This window comes from Duganella sp. AC237, from assembly GCF_979254035.1.
Window position 1 is genome coordinate 452153 of the sequence record NZ_CEEDEW010000003.1, and the last position, 20449, is coordinate 472601.

Here is a 20449-nt window from a genome sequence, read left to right on the forward strand (position 1 = left end):
TCTAGCAGCGCCCTGATGTCCGAGATCCTGGCGGCCCTGGAGAGGGTCGACGCGGACCCTGCCACGAAGCGAAAGTTTCGTGAGTCGGTGCGCCAGGTCGGCGTCGTCCACGGCTTGTGGTCGGCGAAGCGCGAGCAGCGCGTCGGCTTCGCTGCTGAGTTGCTGGGTCGCAGGGTGTCCAGGCCGACGGTGCGCGACCGCCTTATGGCGCTGTTCGGGGTATCGCGCGGGCAGGCGTACCGGATCATCGAGATGGCATTGAATCTGTCTCAACGGCCGCCAGAAAATGAGACGTAGGTGCGATGTAATGGGACATTCGAAATTTCCCTATTGTCCCATGCAACCAAATACTGACCCTGCGGCTTCGGCCGCGTTCAAGATGGCCACCGGCACCCTGCTGAAACTGGCGGAGGTCGGGGCTTTCCTCGACGTGGCGCCGGCCACCGTCCACGGCCTGCCACTGTCGAGCGTCCGGATTGGCCGCTCTCTGCGGTTCGACCCTCAGGATGTGCGCGCGTACATCGAATCGTGCAAAGAGCCGGCCTTGCCGAAGGAATGCGCCCATGACCGTTGATATCGCCACTCTTGCAATCCGGATCGATTCACTGGAGGCGCGCGAGGCTGCGCGCAATCTGGATCGAGTCGGCAGCGCCAGCCAGCGCGCGTCGCAGCAGGGCGAAGCCCTCACGGGAGTGATGGGCAAGCTGGCCGGTGTGTTCGCCACAATCAAACTCGTGGAGGGCGCAAACGCGCTTCTCGAATCGCAGCGCGCCTTCGACAAATTGAATGCGAGCCTGATCACGGCCACCGGCAGCGTGCAGGGTGCCACCAAGGCATTCGAGGCACTCCAGGATTTTGCCGCATCGACGCCGTACGGCTTGCAGGAGGTCACCAAGGCCTTTATCCAGCTGCGCAACCTGGGTTTGACTCCGTCCGAGCGCGCACTAAACTCGTACGGCAATACCGCTTCGGCCATGAGCAAAAGCCTGAACCAGATGGTGGAAGCCGTCGCCGACGCCGCCACCGGCGAGTTTGAGCGCCTGAAGGAGTTCGGCATCAAGGCAAAGCAGAATGGCGACCAGGTGAGCTTGACGTTCCAAGGCGTGACCACCAACATTGCCAACAACGCCGCTACCATCGAGAAATACCTGATCGAGCTGGGCGAAACCAAGTTCGGCGGCGGCATGGCGCTGCAGGCTAAGACGCTGGACGGGGCTATCAGCAACCTGGGCGATGCCTGGGAGGCGCTCAAGCGGACGATTTCACAGGCCGGCTTCGGCGAAGCGGCGCACGCGGCAGTGCTGCGCCTGAGTTCCGCACTGGCGGAGATGACAGCGCAGGTGAAAGAGGGCGGCCCGATGATCGAGGGGCTGAAGGTCGGGGCCAAAATTGCCGCCGCCTACTTCGCGATCTTCGTCGCGGCGCCTGTTGCGATTACGGCCGCGTCGACGGCGCTGGCTGTCTTGTACGGCATCGTCGGCACTGGCACGGCGCGACTGCTCGGCGCTGCTACTGCGACCCAGGCCCTAAACACTGCGCTGTACGGCACCTCCGTCGCCGCGCAGCTGGCCGCCGGCACGCTGACCAAATTGCAAGTGGCCGCCACCCTGCTGTTCGCGGCCTTTGCCGGCTGGGAGATCGGCAAATACATCGACGCGCAGTTTGTGCAGGCGCGCGTGGCGGGCGAGGTCTTCGCCGGGGCGATCATCGAGGGGTGGGAAAACATCCGCTACGGCGCGGTCATGTCCTGGGAGGCGGTGAAGTTCGCCTTCAACACGTCGATCGGCGCCATGAAGAACACCTTCGCCGACTTCCTGAGCTCGACCGCCAAGGGGCTCAACATGGTGGGCGCCACGGACACGGGCGACGCAATCGCCAAGTACGCCGAAGGCCTCCGAGATGCGGCAGGCTCGCAAACAGATTTCGCTCGCGGGACGGCGCTCATCACCGCCGGCCACAATGCGACCATTAAGAATATTCAGGACGAAACGACTGCCCGCGTGAATCAGGCGCTCGTAGAGGATCGCGTATCCCAAGCTGTGAAAAAAGAAACGGGCGACCGGCTCGCCGGCGAGGCCGTGAAGAAGGCCGCTGCAGCGCAGTCCGCCGAAGCGGCCAAGAAGGCGGCGGCAGAGTACGCGGCGTCGATCAAGGCGGCGAACGAGTTCATCAGCGGGTTGAAGAACGAAGCTTCCGAGGTCGGCTTGACGGCTGACCAAGTGAAGATGATGACCGCCGCGCGCGCCGCCGCCAAGGCGCCGACCGCTGAGTTGCGGATGCAGATCATGGAGGCCGCCCTGGCGCTCGACATTGAAACCAAGGCATTCGCCGCAAGCGAGGTCGCACGCAAATCAGTCGCAGACGCCACCCAAATGCTGACCGACAGCCGCACTGCTGAATATGCGGCCATCGCGGCAGAGGTCAAGGCCAACAACGACGCTATCGCAACGTACGGCCTGTCCAAAGCCGCAATCGAAGCGCTGACGCTGGCCCGGATGCAAGAGCGGCTTGCACGGCGCGGCCCGCAGGATCTCGACCTCGACGAGGCTGAGGTCAAGCACCTGGAGCGAATGATCGCTCTACAAAAGGAGAGGGCTGCCACCACGACCACACTGGGCGGCCTGGACACAGGCTCCAGCGTCACCCAAGCGAAGGAACTGCTCGACATACTGGTTGCCGTCGACAACGCTGCTAAATCCGCAGCGCAGGGCATGGCTGACTCGTTCGGTCGCGTTGGCTCGGCCATCGGCGGTCTGACGACAGCGCTGAGCGGCTACGCCGTCCAGCAGCAGGCAATCGCCGCGCAGCTGGCCGCCGTCAAGGCTGATCCCAAGAGCAGCGCACAAAAGATCGCGCAGGCTGAAATCACGGCGTCGAAGGCTTCGGCCCAAGCGCAAATCAAATCCTACGGCGACATGGCCGGCGCCGCAAAGGGCTTCTTCAAGGAAAATACGGCCGGTTACAAGATGCTTCAAACCACCGAGAAGGCCTTCCGCGCCTATGAGATGGCAATGGCCCTGGAATCGATGGTCAAGAAAATTTTCTTCAAAGAGGGTGAGGTCGCTGCAAACGTGGCCCTGAACGCCACGAAGATCACCGGCGAGGCGACCGCGACCGGCGCCTCCGTGGCGCTGGCTGGGACCGAGGCAAGCGCCTGGGGCATCACCGCGGTGGTTAAGGCGATGGCGTCTCTCCCGTTCCCGCTGAACCTGGCGGCCGGGGCTGTCACCCTGGCGGCAGTCCTGGCGCTGGGCGCGAAAGTGATGGGCGGTGGCGGCGGTGGTGGCTTTGATGTCGCGAAGGATCGCCAAGAGAAAGCCGGCACCGGCTCCGTCTTGGGTAATGAATCAGCCAAATCGGACTCCATCGGCCGCTCGATCGAGAACTTGGAGAAATACGCATCGGTCGAGCTGAGCCACACCCGCGACATGCTGTCTGCCCTCGTGAAGATCCGAGACACGATCGGCGTCGTTGCGGCGATGGCTTCGCAAACCGCAGGCCTCCGCGCCACCGCGCTCGACGAGAAGAAATACGGAGTGGGCAGTTCGTCCGGCGTGCTGGGCATCGGAGCCAGCAGCACCACGATTCAGGACTCGGGCATCAAGCTCAATGGCAGCCAGACCATCGGCAGCGCCATCGCTTCCGGCGTGGATGCCACTGGCTACGCCGACATCCTGAAGAAAAAGAGCGGCTTCTTCGGGATTGGCTCCAGCAGCAAAACGAGCCGTGACGTTATCCAGCTGGACGACGACCTGAAGAAACAGTTCGGGTTGTTGGTCGGCTCGATGCGCGATGGCGCGGTTGAAGCTGTGAAATTGCTGGGCGTGAGCACCGACGGCATCGTTGAGAAAATCAACGGGATGGCGCTCGGCATCGACGAGATCAGCTTCAAAGGCCTGACCGGCGAAGAGATCGAGGAGCAGCTCCAAGCGGTATTCAGCAAGGTCGGCGACGATATCGCCAAACTCGCCGCGCCGGAGCTGACCCAGTTCCAGCAGGTCGGAGAAGGCTACCTCGAAACCCTGACCCGCATCGCCACCAACTACGCGACCCTCGATTCCATCATGGAGTCGTCTGGCGTGAGTTTTGGCGCGGTCGGTCTTTCGAGTATCGCAGCCCGCGAGAACCTGATCAAGTTGACCGGCGGGCTCGACGCGCTGACCTCCCGCACCGAGTCGTTCAACGACAACTTCCTGAGCGAAGCTGAGCGCCTGGCACCGGTGCAAAAGTACGTCACCGACCAGCTCGCGGCCATGGGCTTGCAATCCCTGGACACCCGTGACAAGTTCAAGGACTACGTCCTGGGGCTGACGAAATCCGGAGCGCTTCTTGTTTCCGGCGACATCACTACGCGCAGCCAAGAGCAGTATGCCGCGCTGCTGGCCTTGTCCGAAGCGTTCGCGAAAACCCACGCTGCCACGGTCGACCTGACCAAATCGGAGCAGGGGATTGCGGACGAGCGCAAGGACTTGCAGGACAAGCTCGACGATCTGACGATGACGCAGGCCCAGTTGGCGGATAAGGCGCGCGCGGCGATCGATGGTCACAACCTGGCGCTGTACGACCAGGTGATCGCGGCGCAGGCGGCGAAGGATGCGCAGGTCGCGCAGGCCGCAGCAGCCAAAGCCGCAGAAGAGGCGCAGGTAGCCGCTGCTGCTGCGATCGTCAAGGCCCAGGAGGCTGCTCGGGCCACGATGTCGAGCTTCGGCAATGCGCTGGGCGACAGCATGACCAAGGCGAAGGAGGCCGCCAAAGCCTTCCGCGCGCTGAACGACGCGCTACTGGTCGGAGATTCCTCGACGCTCAATCCTGAGCAGAAGTACCTCGAGGCGAAGCGTCAGTTCGAAACCGCCGATCCTACCAACATCGCCGCTGCTGAGAAAACATTCCTCGACGCGTCGAAGGGATGGTTCGGCGGCAGCGCCGGCTACGCCAAAGACTTTGCTGCGGTGCTTGCGCTCAACTCGGCAATGGCTATGAAGAAAGACCAAGAGGCGGCGGCAATCGCCGACTTCTGGAAAAACTTCGTAGCCAGCGGCGGCTGGGCCGGGATGAACGGCTCACACAAGGACGGCTTGGACTTCGTGCCGTTCGATGGCTACCGCGCCGAGTTACACCGTGGCGAACGCGTGCAGACCGCTGCGGCTGTGCGGGATGGTGACGCTGCTGCCGAGCAGACGAACGAGCTGCTCCGCGAGCTCATCGACAAGCTGGACGCCAGCCTCGGGGCTGACAAAACCCAGCGCGGCGCCGTCGGCGTTGCGGTCCTGGAAAAGCTGGACGCCGTGGCCAATAAGCTCGACGACAACAAACGCGTGATGGCGAGAAAGGAGGCAACTGCATGATAGTGGCTTGCTTGACCTGGCTTGACGAGGAGGGCCCGTGCGAGGTCTGCCCACCGCCGTGAGGATGCACATCCTGACTGAGCTCGCATGCTTTGCGACGCCCAGCCAGGTGGCCGCCTCTGTCAAAGAGAAATTCGGCACCGATGTCTCCCGCCAGTGCGTTGAGGCGCACCATCCGGAGCGCAAGGCCGGCGCCAAGCTGAACCCTGCCTTGCGCGAGCTGTTCTATGAAACCCGGTCGAAGCTGGTTGCCGAACTGGACGACATCGGCATGGCCCACCAAGCGTGCCGTCTGCGAGGGCTGGAGCGCATGCTCGAGCAGGCCGAGCGGATGGGGAACCTTGCCCTGGCCGTGCAGCTCATCGAGCAGGCTGCGCGCGAGGTCGGCGGCATGTACTGCGGCCGCCGGATTTAGCCGAATAAGTTCGCAGATGGTTCTCGGATAGTGCGCAGTTTCGGCCCCTAGACGGCACGGCCGAAGAAAGCTGCTCCCCATAGGTAAAACAGGCGCTGTTCGGGGTGTAAAGCTGCGCTTTTTGGCGCTATTGCGGGGCTGATAAGTTCGCACTTTAGTGCGCGGTGGTGCGCGATAAAGCCGAACGGATGCCGGCGACGGCGACGGCGATGGTGGACATGTTAGGATTGCAGCACCATGACCGCCACCGACCAAACCGCTAATTGTGAGTTTTTCTCCGATGCCCCGCTGCGCTACCCGGCGGACGGCATGGGTGCGCTGAGTCCGGAGAGCGTCGCAATATGCGCTCGATGGGTCGGTCATGTGATCGTTGAGCGCAAGGGGCATCCGGTGTGGTGCGCCCGCGCTGACGTGCGCCCGGGCGACGCGCGATGCTTCTACGATGGTGACCTGGGCGACGTGCTCGAGCCTGACGACCCGCGCGTGAGCAACTAATGCTGCACATCGTTCCGCCCATCCCCAAGCCCGACGAGCCGGTCAACAACCGCGCCAAGCGGGCGAGCAAGCCGGCCGACATGATCCAATGTCCGCGCTGCCACGGGCGCGAGATCGTGGAAACGCTGCTCGGCGCCATGCTGGTAGTGGGCAAGCTGAAGGGTGGCACGAAGCAGATCGTTTGCTTCGGCTGCATGCTCAAGGGCGAAAGGGTGGTGCTGGGATAATGCTGGTTAGGTTTACCACCACATGGGGGAATATCAGCGGCATCTCCCACTTCGATGGCCACGCGGCGCTTACGGATAGGGGTTTCTACATTCAAGTACGCGCTACAGTTGGTGCGCAAGTGGCATGCCGGCTTCTACTATCATTAGCGCCACTTGAAATTCCCGTCATCATTGAAGGCAGAGCACACTGCGGCCTCCTAGTCTCGGCGACGAGATCCGAGCGATCCGGATTTTTCGACGTCATTATTGAACTGCCCACAGATTATTGAGTGCTGACCAGCTCCGGCGGGATGCCATCCACAATTTGTGGCCGGACCATCCGCCATTGACGGACGGGATGCCGATGATCCCCCAGTGGGGGACGGGATACTTCCACCACCGGCGGGAGACTCCCTCAATTTGAGGAGTTCGTTATCTACCGGATTTCCGGTATTTCGTCGCCGGCAGACGACTCCTTAATTTGAGGAATGCTTTAACTACAGGGTTTCCTGTAGTTTAGGCCGGCGGCCGGCGCCGTAATCGCCTAAATTCTCAGGCCATTGTCAAACTCCGGGATTTCCCGTAGTCATTAGAATGCAAAGCCGGAAATCCTGCTTAGACGCCGGAAAAATTTCGTTCGTCTCCAAATGCCGGCGAGAGCGGGAATACCAGTAGCGACATCTATCTCCTGCAATGCAGGACGTCACCCCTCGCCGGTCCGCTCCTAAATTTGAAGGAGCGCGCCAGGCCGCGACATCGCATTCAAACGAATTTGATCTGTCGGCGCAGCACCAGGTACATAAGGGAAAATCCCACATGTAGAATCGGCCTGCCGCAAATGCGGGAAAATCCCGTGTTTGGACCAGGGCCCCGGCGTTACTGGAAAATCTGGTAATGGGCGCGGTGCCCGGCTGTTCCAAACCTGTGAAAATCACATATTAAGGGCGCGCACTAGTCGCTTGGGCGGAATAAGAGGGTTACCGGGAAACCGGTAACGCGCGTGTGCCCAATTTCCGGCAGACGGTAGCGATGCGGCAAATCTCAGCATCGCTGAACCGTTCCGGGAAAATCCTGGATCGGCGGGCACTATGGCAGATCCCAGAACGGTGACGATGGCAAATCCTGCTATTTCTTACAAGGGAATGCGTCCTTTAAAGCCGCTGCAGCAAGCAAATCTGCGCCTTTACTCCACAGCTCAGGATGCTGCTGAAGATATTTTTTTACGACCGCAAGAATTTGACCTGCCTTCGCATTGTCCGGTGTACAAAAAACTACCCCGTCTAATGAGTCGTGAACCCCCATCACATAGCCGTAGAACTTACTGTTGGTAGGGTAATCTTCAGGCGTAGCTCGACCCGCCTCGATTCTCTCATGGGCCGCGCCCCATGTATTCAGGTCGAAACCCGATACATAACCGGCTTGAGCCGTGAGCGACCAAAGTAAAATGGCGAAGAGAAGAGGGTATCTTTTCATGGTTAAAGCCTATCCATTCTTAGTTTCGATGTTGTCATTGCTGATTATGTCAACGCGGCTCAGCGAAGCCCCACGACTCCTCGCCCGTCGCTTCGCCTGGAGCGTGGTTGGAGCGAAAATCAGGCTTTGACAGTCTGACCGCCATGATGATGTTTTCCATCTTACAACAGGTGGGGATGAGGTGTTAGAAAACGAACGATTACTAACATCACCAAAGATCAACACAAATCACTGTTGGAAATATAGGGCTTGCTATTTCTAACAGGTGAGGATATTCTAACAGTGTTTTCTAACAGTCCTCACCGGAGAATCACCATGGCAACCTTCGCATACGGCCGCGTCAGCACCACCGAACAGAGCGCAGATAATCAGAAGCTGGAAATCGAAGCCGCCGGCCATGTGGTTGATTACTGGTTCGCCGATACGATCAGCGGCAAGACTAGCGCCACGCAGCGCCCGCAGTTCGCGGCGCTGCTCGGCCAGATCCGGAACGGCGAAACGCTGGTGGTCGCCAAGCTTGACCGTCTGGGCCGCGACGCGCAGGACGTCGGCGCCACCGTCAAGCTGCTGGCCAGCCGCAAGATCAGCGTCATCGTGCTGCAACTCGGCAAGCTCGACCTGACGTCGCCGGCCGGCAAGATGATGCTGACCATGCTCGCCGCCGTGGCCGAGATGGAGCGCGACATGCTGGTTGAGCGCACGCACGCCGGCCTGGCCCGCGCCAAGAGCGAAGGCAAGACACTGGGCCGTCCGTCGAAGACTAGCGCCGAGCAGCGCGCCGATATCATCACCAAGTACGCCGCCGGCGAGAGCGTCAGCGCGCTGGCCCGCCTCTACAGCGTCTCGCGCGCAAACATCCTGGGCGTGGTCAAGCCGGCCTGAGTTGCCTAGGGCTGAAGTACACCGGCGGTGGGCATCGGCGCCACCGGCCAGCCCGCCCCGATACCGCTTCCCGCTGGCAACCTGACTGGCAACCGCCGCGCGCGTCGCCGGCGGTGTCGTTGCTGCGAACGATACCCCAGGCGAAACGGCGAATGACGGCTGAGCCTTAAGCAGTGTACGAGTTCAAAGTTTGAACTATTTGTTCTATCGGAATAGGCTTGACCAAATGTTCCCGGAAACCTGCGGCAGTAGTTCGGGCTAATGTGTCAGCGTCATTCCTGGCCGTAAGAGCTATCAAAGGTATGGTTTTCAATGCGGGAGATTGGGATAGCAAAGCGGCAACTGAAAACCCGTCCATCCCTGGCATGCTCAAATCCAGCAAAATCACATCTGGGATGAGGTCAGCGGCTCGCTGGATGCATTCTTGTCCACCATACGCCGCCAAGGCCATATGGCCATAAAATTTTAGAAGAGCGACTGTCATATCAGCCGCATCGCGGTTGTCATCGACAACCAAAACACGTTTGGGGGGAAATGCAGAGGCCATGATGTCCTAGCGAAAGGAGTGACTAAGCGCTATTTACGGCAGGTTTTAGGCCGGAGAAAGGAGGTGAGCAGGTGTGGCTCATTGCCTCGATGAAACTGATTATAACGGAGAATAATTGCACTTGCTTTTCCATGCCTCGTATCGAACTTAATATTTACGGGTCATTGTCGCCACGCCCGCTCTCATTGAACCGGACTTCAAACAGACAAAGGCATCTTGCTGGAAATTTTAGCTAGGCGCCCCTCGGTTACTTGATGCGGATAAATCCGAGGGAAGTGCCTAACACCACTGCGCCGAGCCCTGAACTCCTGGTAGCGGGCAAATATTCCGAGCTGAAACCATTGGCAAACTCTTTTCCTTCACGGCCTCGAATGGCGGTGATGTACATTACCGGGTCATCAAACCCACCGTCAACAGCCTCAACGACTATCTCTTGGTCGTCATCATATTCGGCCAAAACTTTCAAAAGCTCGCTTTTTTTCATCAGCATCCCCCGCAGTGTCGACGGCATATTTTGCCATGCGTTGCCACTGGAGGTTATCCCGTTTGAAACGCCGCCTGCGTAGCGGTGTGGGATTTCCCATAGCGCCAGGGCGAGGCAGGATTTCCGGTATCGGTACCGTATGCCGAAAACTGGGCGAACGGCGCCTATCCGTCCCGGCTCAGCGCCGCGCGCCCTAACGTGTGATTTTCACATGATTGGACCGGTCGGCAACCGCCTCGAAACACAGGATTTCCCCGTATTTGCGGCAGGCCGATTCTACATGTGGGATTTTCCCGTATGTACTTGGGCACCCCGACGGGCAACCTGCGAAAATTCCGGCGGCACATAGCACACCTCATTCGCTCGAACGCGATGTTGCGGCACAGCCTCGTACGTCGATTTCGCTCCTAGCAGATGGCTTGTGAGAGCTTGCCTGGTGATAAAATTCGTCTTCTTATGGAGACGTTTATGCAGTTTTTATGCGAAGTTCGGGGCCAACACCATTTGGTTCGGGCCGACAGGGTTGGCGGGTACACGATGGTCTATTTTGCACCGGCCGACAATCTGGAAACCATCGTCACCTATCAGCTTTTCCCTGCGGTGATAGATGAGACTTATGCGCCTGATAGCGCAGTTTTTCTTGAGTGTGTGACGCGCATTGCTCTCGCCCACTTCGAGCATGCAGCTACTCCGTTTCCCCTCATAAGTGTGATTGCCTACACGTCTGAGCTGCCGACATATACGGGTGATTTGGCTGTGACTCAATCGCACCATGATGCTCCGAGAAAGAGTACTCCCCGCAAGCTTCCTATCCAGGCCACCGACGCCTGATGTCCTGCGATGCAGGAGATTGACCTCCCTGTAGGTATTCCCATTTCGCCGGTATTGAGGGCTGAGCCGGATTTCCGGCTTTGAGCATACTCCGGGTTTCCCCGTAGTTTCCACTTTGACAAAACTACAGGAAATCCTGTAGATGGCGAACTCCTCAATCTGAGGAGTTACCGCCGTCAGCGCCGGGTCGCAGTAAATACCGGAAATCCGATGATTTCGAAATTTCGCATTTCCTCATTGGAACCGTGAAGTTAGTTCAAACCCAATCAGGCTAACATTTGTGATTAACAATATAAATTACTTAATTTTCCGCAACCATTATAATTGTGCACAGCAACAAACCTGCCATGCGCCAAGTTCTCCGCGCCTCCTCCGGCAGCCCCTCATTCCTCACCTCACCTTACCTTCGTGAGTATTTCTTGCACCTGTGTCCCACAGGCTGGTGAATATTTAAGGTAAAAAATGCAACCTAGAGTCAACCACCATTTAGCCCTTGCTTTCGAGCAAGCGGTTGTTATTGACGCCCTTAGTGGGGCAGCAGCCGCATGGGCTTTCTTGGCGGCGCTAGACGTCCCGAGAGAGACGATTTTCCGCGTGCTGATGAATGCATCGATTCGCCGCGATACCGATACGCCAACCGCTTCGACGATTGAAAAGTGTCGGTTTTCGCTAAGAAGGGAAGTCTGGGTGTGATCGCAGTTCACACCGAAGAGCGCACGAAGGGAGCGAAGGGCGCACTGTTTTTTTTGGGCTCCCTTCGCTCCCTTCGCGCTCCCTTCGGCCGGCGTGCTGCTGGCCTGATCCAGGACGTCGCCGCGAAGGTGCTCATTTTTCAGCGAAGGTGCTCACATAATTTAGTGAGCACCTTCGGCTTATTTTGAGCGTCTTCGGCCTCCCTTCAGCCGCCGTTGCCGCCGCCTTGATCCCGAACACCGCCACGAAGACCGCCACTTTCCGCGAAGACCGTCACACTATTTACCTGGCGGTCTTCGGCATTTTTGGCGGTCTTCGGTAAAAACCACTGCCATCCTTCCTTCATACCAGCTTTCGCCGCCTCAATGCCTAGGTCGCGCTTTGCCCGCTCAATCGTGCGCCACGCATACCCCGCGCCGGCCGCATCGGCTTTTACTTGCTTCGTGGATATCGGGCCGTCTGCCAGTAGGTCGCGCAGGAATTGCTCAGCGTCCATGCGCTCGTCGCCGCCCTCGCTGTCGTCATGCTCGACGTCGCCGAGGATCTCGCGCGCCGTCCCGTCGATGACGCCCTCCCATACTGCGTGCGTCGCCTCAATGCCGCCGTGGATCGTCACCAGCTCGAGCGAGTAGGCCACGCCGCCATCATCGGATGCGATGTTTGACTTCGCCCGCGCCATCACACGCCGGCTGCTGCCTTCCTCCTTGGCCGTGACCAGCACCATGCGCGCCAGCGCGCCGAATGCCTGCGAGCCTATCACCCGGTCCTGTGGCGCCTTGCCGGCGCCGCCCTTGGCAAAGTGCGTGATGCCGATTACCGCGCAGCCGTGGGCGTCGGCAAAGTCGACCACCGCCTGCAGGCTGCGGCGCACGTCGTTCGCGCGGTGCATGTCGCCGGCCACCGCCGACACGATCGGGTCTATCAGCAGCAGGCTGACGCCGCCGATAGCCTCGGCCGCGCGCCGCAGGTCCGGGATATCCTGCGACGGATCGAACGGCACGCTCTCGCCGTCCTGGGCGATCCCCTCGATGAAGTGACAGCGCGCCAGGTCGGCGCCGGAGGCGATCAGGCGCGGCACCAGCGTATCGTCGGCCACGTCCTCGCTCGACCAGATCAACACGTTGCCCAGGCCCGCGCACGCGCTGCCGTCCGGCCACCGGCCGCCGGAAGTCAGCACCGCCGCCAGCGCGAGGGCGAGCGTGGTCTTGCCGGTACCGGCGGCGCCGGCCAGGATGGTCAGCTTGCCGGCCGGCACCCATCCCGGCCACAGCCAGGTGATCGGCAACGGCTTGATGTCGGCGCCGCACCGGATTTTGACGACGCGCTCGCCGTGCTGCCGCGAGCGGTCGAACGAGCGCACCGTTTCGCCCAGGCGCTCCAGCTCGACGCGCGCGGCGCGGGCGTGGTCGTCCTCCGTGTCCAAAATAAAGCCGGCCAGCTGGCCGTCCATGTGTCCGTCTGCCATCATGATTCCGCTAGTTTAAGAAATGCTGTTCGGTTGTGGTCGCCGTCGACCAGCAGAAGCCGGCGCGGCCGGGCCTGATAGAGACGGTCCGACAGCGTGCGCAGCGCGCCGTACCGGGTCAGATTGCCCGGGAACACCAGCACCACGTCGAGCCCGGCCACGGCGCGGCACTCCAGCGCCGTGGGCAGGTTCGCTGGGTCGATCTGGATGGCGTTGTGCTTGGGCGGCAGCATGCCGACGCCCAGCCACAAGACGCCGCCCACGGGCGCTAGGCCGTACACGGCACGGATGCGCGCTAGCTCTGCGAGGGTCGTCATTCAGCGCCGCCGCGTGTCTGCATCGGCCACCAAGCGCAGGCCGGTCGCCGTCGGCGCGCTGTCTGGCGCGACCAATGGCTTACTGATCGACACATGGCGGACCACGTCTAACACGTGCCGGCGGACCTCGTGCGCAATGCCGTGGAAGTAGCTGAGTAGCTCCCTGTCCTCGGCGCTGAGGTTGTCCACCACCAGGCGCAGCGGTTGGGCGGCCGGCTTCTTCCGCGCGCGCGGCGGCTTGGTTGTGACCGCGGTCATTTCGCACCTCCGCCGACCAGGCGCAGCGCGGGCCGCTTGTGACGTGGGTACTCGTCTGCCAGATGCGCCGCTGAGCGCAAGAACGTGCCGCTGGCCTCGTCTGCCATGGATTGCTCCACCCGCCGCATCGCGGTGAAGTACAGCACCGCCCACGACATCTCCTCGGCGGTCAGCTCGCACGCGGGCGACTGGGCGTTGCCGGCGCCACCGGCGGCATCAGGTTTCTTCCGGCCGGTCACGATGCACCTCCGACCACGAGACGCAGGGCTGGCCGCTTGTGTCGCGCGCATCTCTCGGCTGCCAATGCCATCATCCGCAAAATGTGCTGCTGAGCCTCGTCGTCTATTTGCGAGTAGTAATTGAGGAGGAGTTGCTGGTCGGCGGTGAGCGGTGCCGCCGGCGCCGGCTTCGGGGTGGCCGCGCTGCGCGGCTTCTTCGGGCTGCTCATCGCGCACCTCCAACGATAAGGCGCAATATCGGCGCTGGACGGGTTGCTGCGGCCTCAGCCTCGCGCTTCGCCGCCAGTTTTTCCAGTATCACAGTCCAGCCTTCTTTATCCTTCAGCGGGAGCCTGCGTACCGCTAGCGCTGCACGGATTTCCAGGGCACTGAGCTCGGCGGCCGATACCGCCTTCGGCTGGGCGGCGCGGCGCGGGCGCTTCGGGACGGCCGGCTTGATTTCGGCGGGCGCGCTCATGCCTTCTCTCCCACCACGCCAGCGGTGCCGACATCGTCGCGCAGCAGGTCCAGATCGTTGGCAACTTCCCCAGCCTGGCCAGAGCCGTGTTTGCACAGGGTTTTGATGTCCCGGTTGTCGGTCATGATCGCAATGCCGCGCAACAGCGCGCCCAACGCCTCGATCCTGATGTTGGCGATCTCCAGCGCGTCCTCGATCTCGCTGGCGGAGACTGGCTTGGCGCTGGTGGCGGCCGGTCCCGACGTGGCCGCCTCGATTGCGGCGCGCCGCTCATGGTGGCGGCTCATGCCGTCGGCGACTACCCCGTCAGCCTCGAGCTTTTCCGCGACGCGGGCTTTCTGCTGGGCGGTCATTGCGTTGAGCATGGCCTTGATGATGGTGTCGGCATGGCGCAGCTCGGCCAGCAGGGTGACGGCGGCGCTCATTGGGCACCGCCTTCGACTTCTTCGAAGGTCAGGCTCATAGCCGCCGCCGATTCCTGGATGAGGATCGCGGCGCGGTATGCCGACTTCAACAGGGCGTCGAGCCGCGTGGCCGCCTGCAAAGTAGCAGGGTCGGTGATGTTCATCCCGTCGATGATCTCGAAGGCGATCTCGGCGAGCGTCTGCGCCGTCAGGGCCTGCTCCTCCACGTTGCTCACATGGGCTTGCAGACTGCCGAGCTGCAACAATGGCAGAGTGATATTTATCGCTTGTGCAGCGGCGGTGCTGGTGTTAACATCGGTTTTGTGGCTCATTATTGTCTTTCAAAAGGGTGTAGTGATCCATGCCGCATCCAGACGTTCTGAGCGTCTGTTTGCAACTTCCACTCGGTTCCGCCGAGTCGGTCTTGAGTGACCCGGGAGGACGGCCTGCCAGCCTTCCTCCCGCAAGTCATTTATCTACCTACGGAAATCCCGCAGTTTCTTTTCTCTTCAGTGTCATCTATTCCTGTTCGATTTCATTCGGCTTGTCTTTGTTCGCTTTCGCCGCGACAGCCACGCCGAGACGCAGCAGTTGGACCAGCTGGCCATTCAAGCTGCGATCCTGCGCTTTTGCCAATTCATCCGCCTCAGCGTGGAGCGACTTGGGCATGCGGATCGTGATGCGTACAATTTCCTCGTCCATACCGTTCCTTAGATGTGTCACTGTTTTAGTGACTCAGTGTCACTATACGCCACTTCCTCGTAGTGTCAATATAGTGACATGGAAGATTTATACCGAAGTCAGTTCAGGCTCCCTTATCCGCTCTATGAAAAGCTGAAGGCCCACGCCGACAAAGCGGGGCGGAGCGTCAACGCCGAACTTGTTGCGCGGTTGGAACAGTCCTTCTATGAGGCGCCAATGTCCGGGCTTTCCGTCGAGGATGTGGTGAAGGTCAGCCACCAAGTCATCAAAAGCCTGTACACCGATTTCATCCCGCGACCGGGCGCTGAACCCAAACCGACCACACCGGGCCCGACCAAGCGCCGCAAGTCGCCGCCCAAGGAATAGGCATCGCGGGATAGATCCTACGGTCCACTGCATCCAAAAGCCAGAATCTTCGTAGGGCCTAAGTTGGGCCCGCGCCGCGCACCGGCCACGCCCGAGGGGGTAACTCGATCACTCCGGAAGGTTCGGGATGCCGGCGACGCTGGCTAGGCGCTCGTCCATGTCGCGCATCAAGCGCGAGCACGCTTCAATCACCTCACGTTGCATGTACGGGCTGAGTCGCTCCAAGCTGGCTAGGGACTGCCCAACTACTCCAGCCTGAATTGAAATTCTTGCCGCAGCCGCCATCGCATTGTCATTCAAGTGTTTCCCAATCTTTCCTCTCGGTAGTGGGGTGTCGAACGCTCGATTAAAGCCTCGATCCCACTCGTTTCGCACTCTTTGGCTGCCGCGTTCTTGCTTTAACTTTTCCGCCCATTCCTGACGGAATTGCTCGGCTGACTCTGGACTTCCTGTACCGCCGGCATTGCGCTTAAGCCACATGTCCCCAACCAGTAAGCCGGTCGCGTACGCCATCACTTCGTTTATCTCGCTCAATACGTAGCCCATCATTTTCCTCATTCTGTCGTGTTCAAAACACTGCCAGCTTATTCTCGGCCACCCAAAAAAGCGAGGGCCCGCCACGGGCCTGTGGAGGGCCCACTCAGCTCTCGATGTCATCAAAATTTCACTTTTCTTCGTGCGCCGCGTGCCAGAATTACCCGGGCCAATAACTCACGCAATGAATCTACATGCACCGGTTTTTCAGTTTGTTTTTAGAGAAGATGAAAAGCAGCTTCCGCCGAATAGCGAGGGCCACGCGCCACGAAGTCACCGAGGGAGATTTGCAGAGCGATGCCTGGGTGGTTGCCCACGAAATCAGCGAGCGGCGCGGTCATCCTGTCGACTTTTCAGACCCTGCGGACCAAGACCTTGTGATACGAGGGGTGAACCTAAATAACGTGCGTCGCGGCGACTGGCACATGCGGAAATCAGTTCGCATCGATGAGGAACGGGAAGATGAGGACGGAGCGATTAAGTGGTCGGAGCGATTGGCCGCCACCAGCACTGCCGACCCATTGAAGTTCTTATTGAAGCGCGAGGCGGCGCAGGAAAATGACGCCAAGTTGGCCGCTAGCTATTCCCAGGCTGCGGCTTACGTCCGAATCTTTGCGCGGTTCAAATACAATCGGCAAGAGGTCTGCTCGCACCTAGCGATTTCGGACTCAACGCTCGTTTGCCGGGTGGCTATTGCAGAGGCTGTGGTCGCCGTCCAGCCGTCGCTGTTCGATGGCAAACATCGAATTGGGCCGAAGTTCTTGCCGCCGCCTGGCCGGGCCTGTGCTGCGCGTCCAGTACACCACCTCGGCTCCGTGCAGTGGGCGTGGAGCTTTGATGATGGCGACCGGCCTGTGCCAGCACTGGCGGCAGCCGGCGCAGACTGAATCGCACAGCATGATATGCTTGCTTTTCTTTCAATGGAGGCAATATGCTGAACGATCCTGATGTGCGAAACGTTGAAGAAATAACCGCTGGGGACTTTGTGTCGTTCGAGCTTTTCGACGCCGATCTGTGGCGTCAATTTCGTATCAGCGGCACTGCCCTGACGGTGCTCGCTGGTTGTGACGGTAGCACGCCGCTGGAATCGTTCGAGCGAAATATTGACCGGATCAAGGGCGTCGCGTTCGCTGAGCACAAGGTCGGAAATGGCTACACCGTGCTGACGTCTGACCACTTCGAGTAGTCCCGCTCACGCCGCCTTATGAGCAACGCACTGTAGCGCACCAGCGCTCCGCCGCTCGCCAGTAAAACCAGTGACAGGGTGCCGAATGTGGTTTCCGCGTTGATGGCGCAGTGGAGGCGTTCGGTGCGGCCAAGGCCATCATGATATGATTCCTTTTTGGCAACATCTGAGGTAGGAATGAAATTCGTGGAACGGGCGGTGATCGCGCTGCTATGCATCGCAATGCTCTTCGCGCTTCACCAGGTAATTGGAAGCGTCGTCACAGCACACCACTGGAAGGGATTGGACCCTTCCGATTGGGCGGCGTGGGTACAGGCGGTTGGCTCGATCGCTGCGATCTGGGGCGCCTACTCTTTCACGGCGAAGCAGCATAAAGACAGTATTCAGCGGGATGACCGGAACAGAAACGCTGAAAGGAGTCGGCGTGCCGAGACGATCCAATTTGTAATGTGCAACGCCGAAATACATTCTGTACGCCTGCGTAATTTCGTCGAAACCAACATGGCTCACGAGGCCGTCCATTTCGATCGAGCGATGCTCCGGGATTGTGCTGATGTGATGGAAGGCATACCGGTGCTGGACTACCCCGACGCCTCGCTCGCGGTCCATTGCCGTACTTACATCCGCCATTTCCGAGCGGTTGAGGAGTACTACGAGCGACGAGCGCAAGTCACGGACGTCGACTTCGACGAGATTGAGCAAATGCTGGCAAGCAGCTTGGACACAGAGATCGACCACATGGCGGTTGCGGCAAAATCCGCGTATGAGCAGGCGACTCACTTGATTGCGTTTCTTGCGCCGAAAATTTGATTGGATGGAACTTTTCACGCTACCCTCGCAATCTCAGCGAATTTCGGCGCCCAGCGCCGCATCGCCGCTCGCAAGCAAGCCTTCGTCGACGATGCGCTGCGTGTTCCAGTGGTAGTGGCCCAGTTCGCGCAGCGGCACGTTGATAGCTTTTCGATATCTGGCAGGGAACTTCGTCACCTCGCGGGCCTCGATGCGCTCGCCGCGCGCCCAAACGCCTTGAGCTTCATCGCGCGGTGCCGGGCTTCATGGGGCTGCGGTGCATCATGCTAAAATTTCCTTTTTGGAAAGATATTCATGGACAGCGGTATCGGAATACTCTACTGGATTGAAAAGCACCCGGGACTTGCCTCCTGGGTACAGGCGATCGGATCGATAATTGCAATCGGGATTGCTATCTGGGTGCCCTACTGGCAGAAGAAACAGGCGCACGAACAGGCTCGGCAAGCAGAAGCTGACCAAGTTCGACACCTGCTTAGAAATCTTTTGGACGAGATAATCGTCGTCTCGAGTGGCTTCAGAGAGCAAAACGGAAAACTCCTGCTCGAGACCTCGGACGGGAGCCCATTTATGTACGTCGTTCCGGTGATGGATAACCCATTTCCAATTTACAACGCCTCGACTGCAAAGCTTGGGCAGATACCGGATGACGAACTTCGCAGGCATCTCATAACCGGATACGGCTACGCGAGCGCATTTGTCTCCAGCATAAGATTCAATAACCTTCTTCTTCAACGCTTTGCGGAGGCGAAATATCTTGCCTCCATCCATGACGACGATATTCACAGGGATCTGCAGGAGTCCCAGCATAAGATCCTGGCTCAATACGGGCATGCTTTGAAGCGCTCCTACAACAGCGCGACTGAAAAGCTTCAGCTGGCTCAAGATGCCATGAAGGCGGCGCTTGGGATGAATTGAGCGGCAAGTCATGACGGTGAGCCTATATCGCGCGCCACCGCGCGCTCAACAAACGCCTCGCGCTGGTGCTCGCGCATCGCCGAGAAAGCCTTCAGCAAACGCACGAGTTGCTCCGAGACGGCGGGATGGATGTAGGCTATAGGATCTTTTGTCGCCATCGGAGCGGCGATATTGGTCGCTTATTTGCAGGCGCTCACGCAGGACCGACAAGCAGCGAAGCGTGACCAACAGGAAGTTGCCGGCATGCTGGATAGCCTTTATTGCGAGTTGCGCATGGTTCGCGAGTACACGAGCAAGCTTCTCGACCCACACATCGTCGGTACGACCAAGGGAGTCGCTATGATTTACCCAATAACGTCCGAACCCTTCAAAATATACGATCAGTTCACGCCAAGGCTCGGCGCTATTACTGACGCAACGCTCCGGGAACAGGTCGTTGAAACCTACACGTACCTCTCGAGCTTCGTAGCCACTATCCGCTATAACAATGACCTGGTCCTGGAGTGGGAAAGGGCGCAAAGCGTTGCTCGCAGAACCCAAAACGCCCTTGACGAGCAGGGGTGCGAACTTGCTTACGGAGCACTTTGCCGCTACGGGGATGGGGTGCGCTTCGCTTACCGCGAGTCCAATGAGCGAGCAAAGACCCTGCTGGTGTCGCTCGAAAATTTGCGCACTAGTTGATAGTTTCATGGCCGCTCTCTGACCGCGCGACGCACGGCGGAGCCGTTCAGTCACGCCAGCTTGCAACCGGCCGCCGTGGCGTGGAGTTAGCGACCGGGGCACTCCTCGCCATCTGCGGAGGTGCGCTGCAGGTCGCGGTGCCGGCGTTACCATCTCAGGTCAGGAAGCGGCGCTCTCAAGGCCAGCGGCATTCCAGACAGATCATTTTTTTAGTACACAGGTAAGTACACAAAAAGCGAATCTTAAAGCGGAGGTCTTTATCTAAGGCCGTGCTTCGAAGTGAGTCGCTTCTGTATCGGCAAATAAACTCCGGGGTCAGGTCCGCCATTGCTACACGGGCTCTGCATGGGGTGTGGATCTGGCTTGCCGAGGTACCTTGATCCAGCATAAGCCGCCGACGGAGCGTGGCCGATTACGCTGCGCTAATCCGCCCTACGTGGTTGTGTGGCTTAGCGTCGGTCAAGGTTGGTAAATACCTCCTGTGCCGGGACGGTGATCGCATCTCCACGTCCGACCGCCTCCAGGCGAGCTTCGGCTTCAATGCGCCAAGCCTCTTCGATATTATCGCGATCTGTAGATTCCAGTGATTCCAGCAAAAAGAACAAAAGATGCGCCTTGTCCGCATCGTTTAGCTGTGAGATGCGTTGTTCAAGTTCGCGGAGATCTTGCGACATCGTTGCACCTGTTTCGCCCCAATCTGAGAGCAATTATAAGCAGGTTCTAAATTACGTAGGGCGGATTAGC

29 protein-coding genes are annotated in these 20449 nt (G+C 59.6%); 14 read left to right on the plus strand and 15 right to left on the minus strand.

Translation table 11 applies throughout. From position 1 onward, the window contains the following. Nucleotides 1-15: 15 nt before the first annotated feature. The 6 genes from AC0IYS_RS02275 (at nucleotide 16) to AC0IYS_RS02300 (ending at nucleotide 6482) form a co-directional block, all read left to right on the plus strand. Complete coding sequence (locus AC0IYS_RS02275) at nucleotides 16-297, plus strand: hypothetical protein (RefSeq protein ID WP_471703655.1); 282 nt, start codon at nucleotides 16-18, stop codon at nucleotides 295-297. A gap of 40 nt (nucleotides 298-337) precedes the next feature. Further along, nucleotides 338-574: a helix-turn-helix domain-containing protein gene (locus tag AC0IYS_RS02280; RefSeq protein ID WP_471703656.1), complete on the plus strand. Its 237-nt coding sequence runs from the start codon at nucleotides 338-340 to the stop codon at nucleotides 572-574. Beyond that, the gene (locus tag AC0IYS_RS02285; protein WP_471703657.1) at nucleotides 564-5345 is read left to right on the plus strand and encodes a tape measure protein; all 4782 of its coding nucleotides are present in this window, start codon (nucleotides 564-566) and stop codon (nucleotides 5343-5345) included. Before AC0IYS_RS02280 ends, AC0IYS_RS02285 begins: the two co-directional genes overlap by 11 nt. Before the next feature lie 58 nt (nucleotides 5346-5403). Continuing rightward, nucleotides 5404-5760 (plus strand): DUF2280 domain-containing protein, encoded by a 357-nt coding sequence (locus AC0IYS_RS02290; protein WP_471708783.1) that lies wholly within the window; start codon nucleotides 5404-5406, stop codon nucleotides 5758-5760. Between the two features lie 237 nt (nucleotides 5761-5997). Next, a complete protein-coding gene (locus AC0IYS_RS02295; protein ID WP_471703658.1) occupies nucleotides 5998-6255 on the plus strand; it encodes a hypothetical protein in 258 nt (85 codons plus the stop codon). Then, complete coding sequence (locus tag AC0IYS_RS02300) at nucleotides 6255-6482, plus strand: hypothetical protein (protein ID WP_471703659.1); 228 nt, start codon at nucleotides 6255-6257, stop codon at nucleotides 6480-6482. The genes AC0IYS_RS02295 and AC0IYS_RS02300 overlap by 1 nt, the downstream gene beginning before the upstream one ends. A 1104-nt stretch (nucleotides 6483-7586) precedes the next feature. Here the strand turns inward: AC0IYS_RS02300 and AC0IYS_RS02305 are convergent. Continuing rightward, nucleotides 7587-7934 (minus strand): Rap1a/Tai family immunity protein, encoded by a 348-nt coding sequence (locus AC0IYS_RS02305; RefSeq protein WP_471703660.1) that lies wholly within the window; start codon nucleotides 7932-7934, stop codon nucleotides 7587-7589. A 315-nt stretch (nucleotides 7935-8249) separates the two neighbouring features. Between AC0IYS_RS02305 and AC0IYS_RS02310 the strand changes: the two genes are divergently transcribed. Continuing rightward, nucleotides 8250-8816, plus strand: coding sequence for a recombinase family protein (locus tag AC0IYS_RS02310; protein WP_471703661.1), 567 nt, complete (start codon nucleotides 8250-8252; stop codon nucleotides 8814-8816). A 166-nt stretch (nucleotides 8817-8982) separates the two neighbouring features. On the opposite strand, the gene AC0IYS_RS02315 is transcribed toward AC0IYS_RS02310, so the two are convergent. Next, nucleotides 8983-9363: a response regulator gene (locus tag AC0IYS_RS02315; protein WP_463453135.1), complete on the minus strand. Its 381-nt coding sequence runs from the start codon at nucleotides 9361-9363 to the stop codon at nucleotides 8983-8985. 247 nt (nucleotides 9364-9610) lie between these two features. Then, on the minus strand, nucleotides 9611-9847 hold the full coding sequence (locus AC0IYS_RS02320; RefSeq protein WP_463453134.1) for a hypothetical protein: 237 nt from the start codon (nucleotides 9845-9847) through the stop codon (nucleotides 9611-9613). 468 nt (nucleotides 9848-10315) lie between these two features. Here AC0IYS_RS02320 and AC0IYS_RS02325 point away from each other — a divergent pair, with 468 nt between their 5' ends. After that, nucleotides 10316-10678: a hypothetical protein gene (locus tag AC0IYS_RS02325; protein ID WP_471703662.1), complete on the plus strand. Its 363-nt coding sequence runs from the start codon at nucleotides 10316-10318 to the stop codon at nucleotides 10676-10678. An 898-nt stretch (nucleotides 10679-11576) separates the two neighbouring features. On the opposite strand, the gene AC0IYS_RS02330 is transcribed toward AC0IYS_RS02325, so the two are convergent. The 9 genes from AC0IYS_RS02330 to AC0IYS_RS02370 all read right to left on the minus strand — a co-directional run bounded on the left by AC0IYS_RS02330 (nucleotide 11577) and on the right by AC0IYS_RS02370 (nucleotide 15213). After that, nucleotides 11577-12836, minus strand: a complete 1260-nt coding sequence (locus AC0IYS_RS02330) for an AAA family ATPase (RefSeq protein ID WP_471703663.1) — start codon at nucleotides 12834-12836, stop codon at nucleotides 11577-11579. After that, the gene (locus tag AC0IYS_RS02335; RefSeq protein WP_471703664.1) at nucleotides 12836-13153 is read right to left on the minus strand and encodes a hypothetical protein; all 318 of its coding nucleotides are present in this window, start codon (nucleotides 13151-13153) and stop codon (nucleotides 12836-12838) included. Before AC0IYS_RS02335 ends, AC0IYS_RS02330 begins: the two co-directional genes overlap by 1 nt. Next, on the minus strand, nucleotides 13154-13411 hold the full coding sequence (locus tag AC0IYS_RS02340) for a hypothetical protein (RefSeq protein WP_471703665.1): 258 nt from the start codon (nucleotides 13409-13411) through the stop codon (nucleotides 13154-13156). It lies immediately after the preceding gene. Further along, entirely contained in the window at nucleotides 13408-13650 is a 243-nt protein-coding gene (locus tag AC0IYS_RS02345; protein ID WP_471703666.1) for a hypothetical protein, read from the minus strand. Before AC0IYS_RS02345 ends, AC0IYS_RS02340 begins: the two co-directional genes overlap by 4 nt. Continuing rightward, nucleotides 13647-13859, minus strand: a complete 213-nt coding sequence (locus AC0IYS_RS02350; RefSeq protein ID WP_471703667.1) for a hypothetical protein — start codon at nucleotides 13857-13859, stop codon at nucleotides 13647-13649. The genes AC0IYS_RS02345 and AC0IYS_RS02350 overlap by 4 nt, the downstream gene beginning before the upstream one ends. Next, a complete protein-coding gene (locus AC0IYS_RS02355) occupies nucleotides 13856-14107 on the minus strand; it encodes a hypothetical protein (RefSeq protein ID WP_471703668.1) in 252 nt (83 codons plus the stop codon). Before AC0IYS_RS02355 ends, AC0IYS_RS02350 begins: the two co-directional genes overlap by 4 nt. Then, complete coding sequence (locus tag AC0IYS_RS02360; RefSeq protein ID WP_471703669.1) at nucleotides 14104-14532, minus strand: hypothetical protein; 429 nt, start codon at nucleotides 14530-14532, stop codon at nucleotides 14104-14106. The genes AC0IYS_RS02355 and AC0IYS_RS02360 overlap by 4 nt, the downstream gene beginning before the upstream one ends. Beyond that, nucleotides 14529-14843, minus strand: a complete 315-nt coding sequence (locus AC0IYS_RS02365) for a hypothetical protein (RefSeq protein WP_471703670.1) — start codon at nucleotides 14841-14843, stop codon at nucleotides 14529-14531. The genes AC0IYS_RS02360 and AC0IYS_RS02365 overlap by 4 nt, the downstream gene beginning before the upstream one ends. Before the next feature lie 187 nt (nucleotides 14844-15030). Next, nucleotides 15031-15213 carry a toxin-antitoxin system HicB family antitoxin gene (locus tag AC0IYS_RS02370; protein ID WP_471703671.1) on the minus strand — a complete coding sequence of 61 codons (183 nt, stop codon included), beginning with the start codon at nucleotides 15211-15213 and terminating at the stop codon, nucleotides 15031-15033. Between the two features lie 78 nt (nucleotides 15214-15291). On the opposite strand from AC0IYS_RS02370, the gene AC0IYS_RS02375 reads away from it, so the two are divergent. After that, nucleotides 15292-15579, plus strand: a complete 288-nt coding sequence (locus AC0IYS_RS02375) for an Arc family DNA-binding protein (RefSeq protein WP_471703672.1) — start codon at nucleotides 15292-15294, stop codon at nucleotides 15577-15579. A 108-nt stretch (nucleotides 15580-15687) separates the two neighbouring features. Here AC0IYS_RS02375 and AC0IYS_RS02380 read toward each other — a convergent pair whose 3' ends face one another. Beyond that, nucleotides 15688-16128 carry a hypothetical protein gene (locus AC0IYS_RS02380; protein WP_471703673.1) on the minus strand — a complete coding sequence of 147 codons (441 nt, stop codon included), beginning with the start codon at nucleotides 16126-16128 and terminating at the stop codon, nucleotides 15688-15690. Between the two features lie 179 nt (nucleotides 16129-16307). On the opposite strand from AC0IYS_RS02380, the gene AC0IYS_RS02385 reads away from it, so the two are divergent. The 3 genes from AC0IYS_RS02385 (at nucleotide 16308) to AC0IYS_RS02395 (ending at nucleotide 18109) form a co-directional block, all read left to right on the plus strand. Then, nucleotides 16308-17000 (plus strand): hypothetical protein, encoded by a 693-nt coding sequence (locus tag AC0IYS_RS02385; RefSeq protein ID WP_471703674.1) that lies wholly within the window; start codon nucleotides 16308-16310, stop codon nucleotides 16998-17000. Between the two features lie 44 nt (nucleotides 17001-17044). Next, complete coding sequence (locus AC0IYS_RS02390; protein ID WP_471703675.1) at nucleotides 17045-17299, plus strand: hypothetical protein; 255 nt, start codon at nucleotides 17045-17047, stop codon at nucleotides 17297-17299. Between the two features lie 177 nt (nucleotides 17300-17476). Beyond that, a complete protein-coding gene (locus AC0IYS_RS02395; protein ID WP_471703676.1) occupies nucleotides 17477-18109 on the plus strand; it encodes a hypothetical protein in 633 nt (210 codons plus the stop codon). Nucleotides 18110-18142: 33 nt separating this feature from the next. Here the strand turns inward: AC0IYS_RS02395 and AC0IYS_RS02400 are convergent, their stop codons facing one another. Then, the gene (locus AC0IYS_RS02400) at nucleotides 18143-18286 is read right to left on the minus strand and encodes a hypothetical protein (protein WP_471703677.1); all 144 of its coding nucleotides are present in this window, start codon (nucleotides 18284-18286) and stop codon (nucleotides 18143-18145) included. 117 nt (nucleotides 18287-18403) lie between these two features. Between AC0IYS_RS02400 and AC0IYS_RS02405 the strand changes: the two genes are divergently transcribed. Then, complete coding sequence (locus AC0IYS_RS02405) at nucleotides 18404-19024, plus strand: hypothetical protein (protein ID WP_471703678.1); 621 nt, start codon at nucleotides 18404-18406, stop codon at nucleotides 19022-19024. Between the two features lie 171 nt (nucleotides 19025-19195). Continuing rightward, complete coding sequence (locus AC0IYS_RS02410; protein WP_471703679.1) at nucleotides 19196-19705, plus strand: hypothetical protein; 510 nt, start codon at nucleotides 19196-19198, stop codon at nucleotides 19703-19705. Between the two features lie 449 nt (nucleotides 19706-20154). On the opposite strand, the gene AC0IYS_RS02415 is transcribed toward AC0IYS_RS02410, so the two are convergent. Continuing rightward, nucleotides 20155-20379: an addiction module protein gene (locus AC0IYS_RS02415; RefSeq protein ID WP_471703680.1), complete on the minus strand. Its 225-nt coding sequence runs from the start codon at nucleotides 20377-20379 to the stop codon at nucleotides 20155-20157. Nucleotides 20380-20449 lie beyond the last annotated feature (70 nt).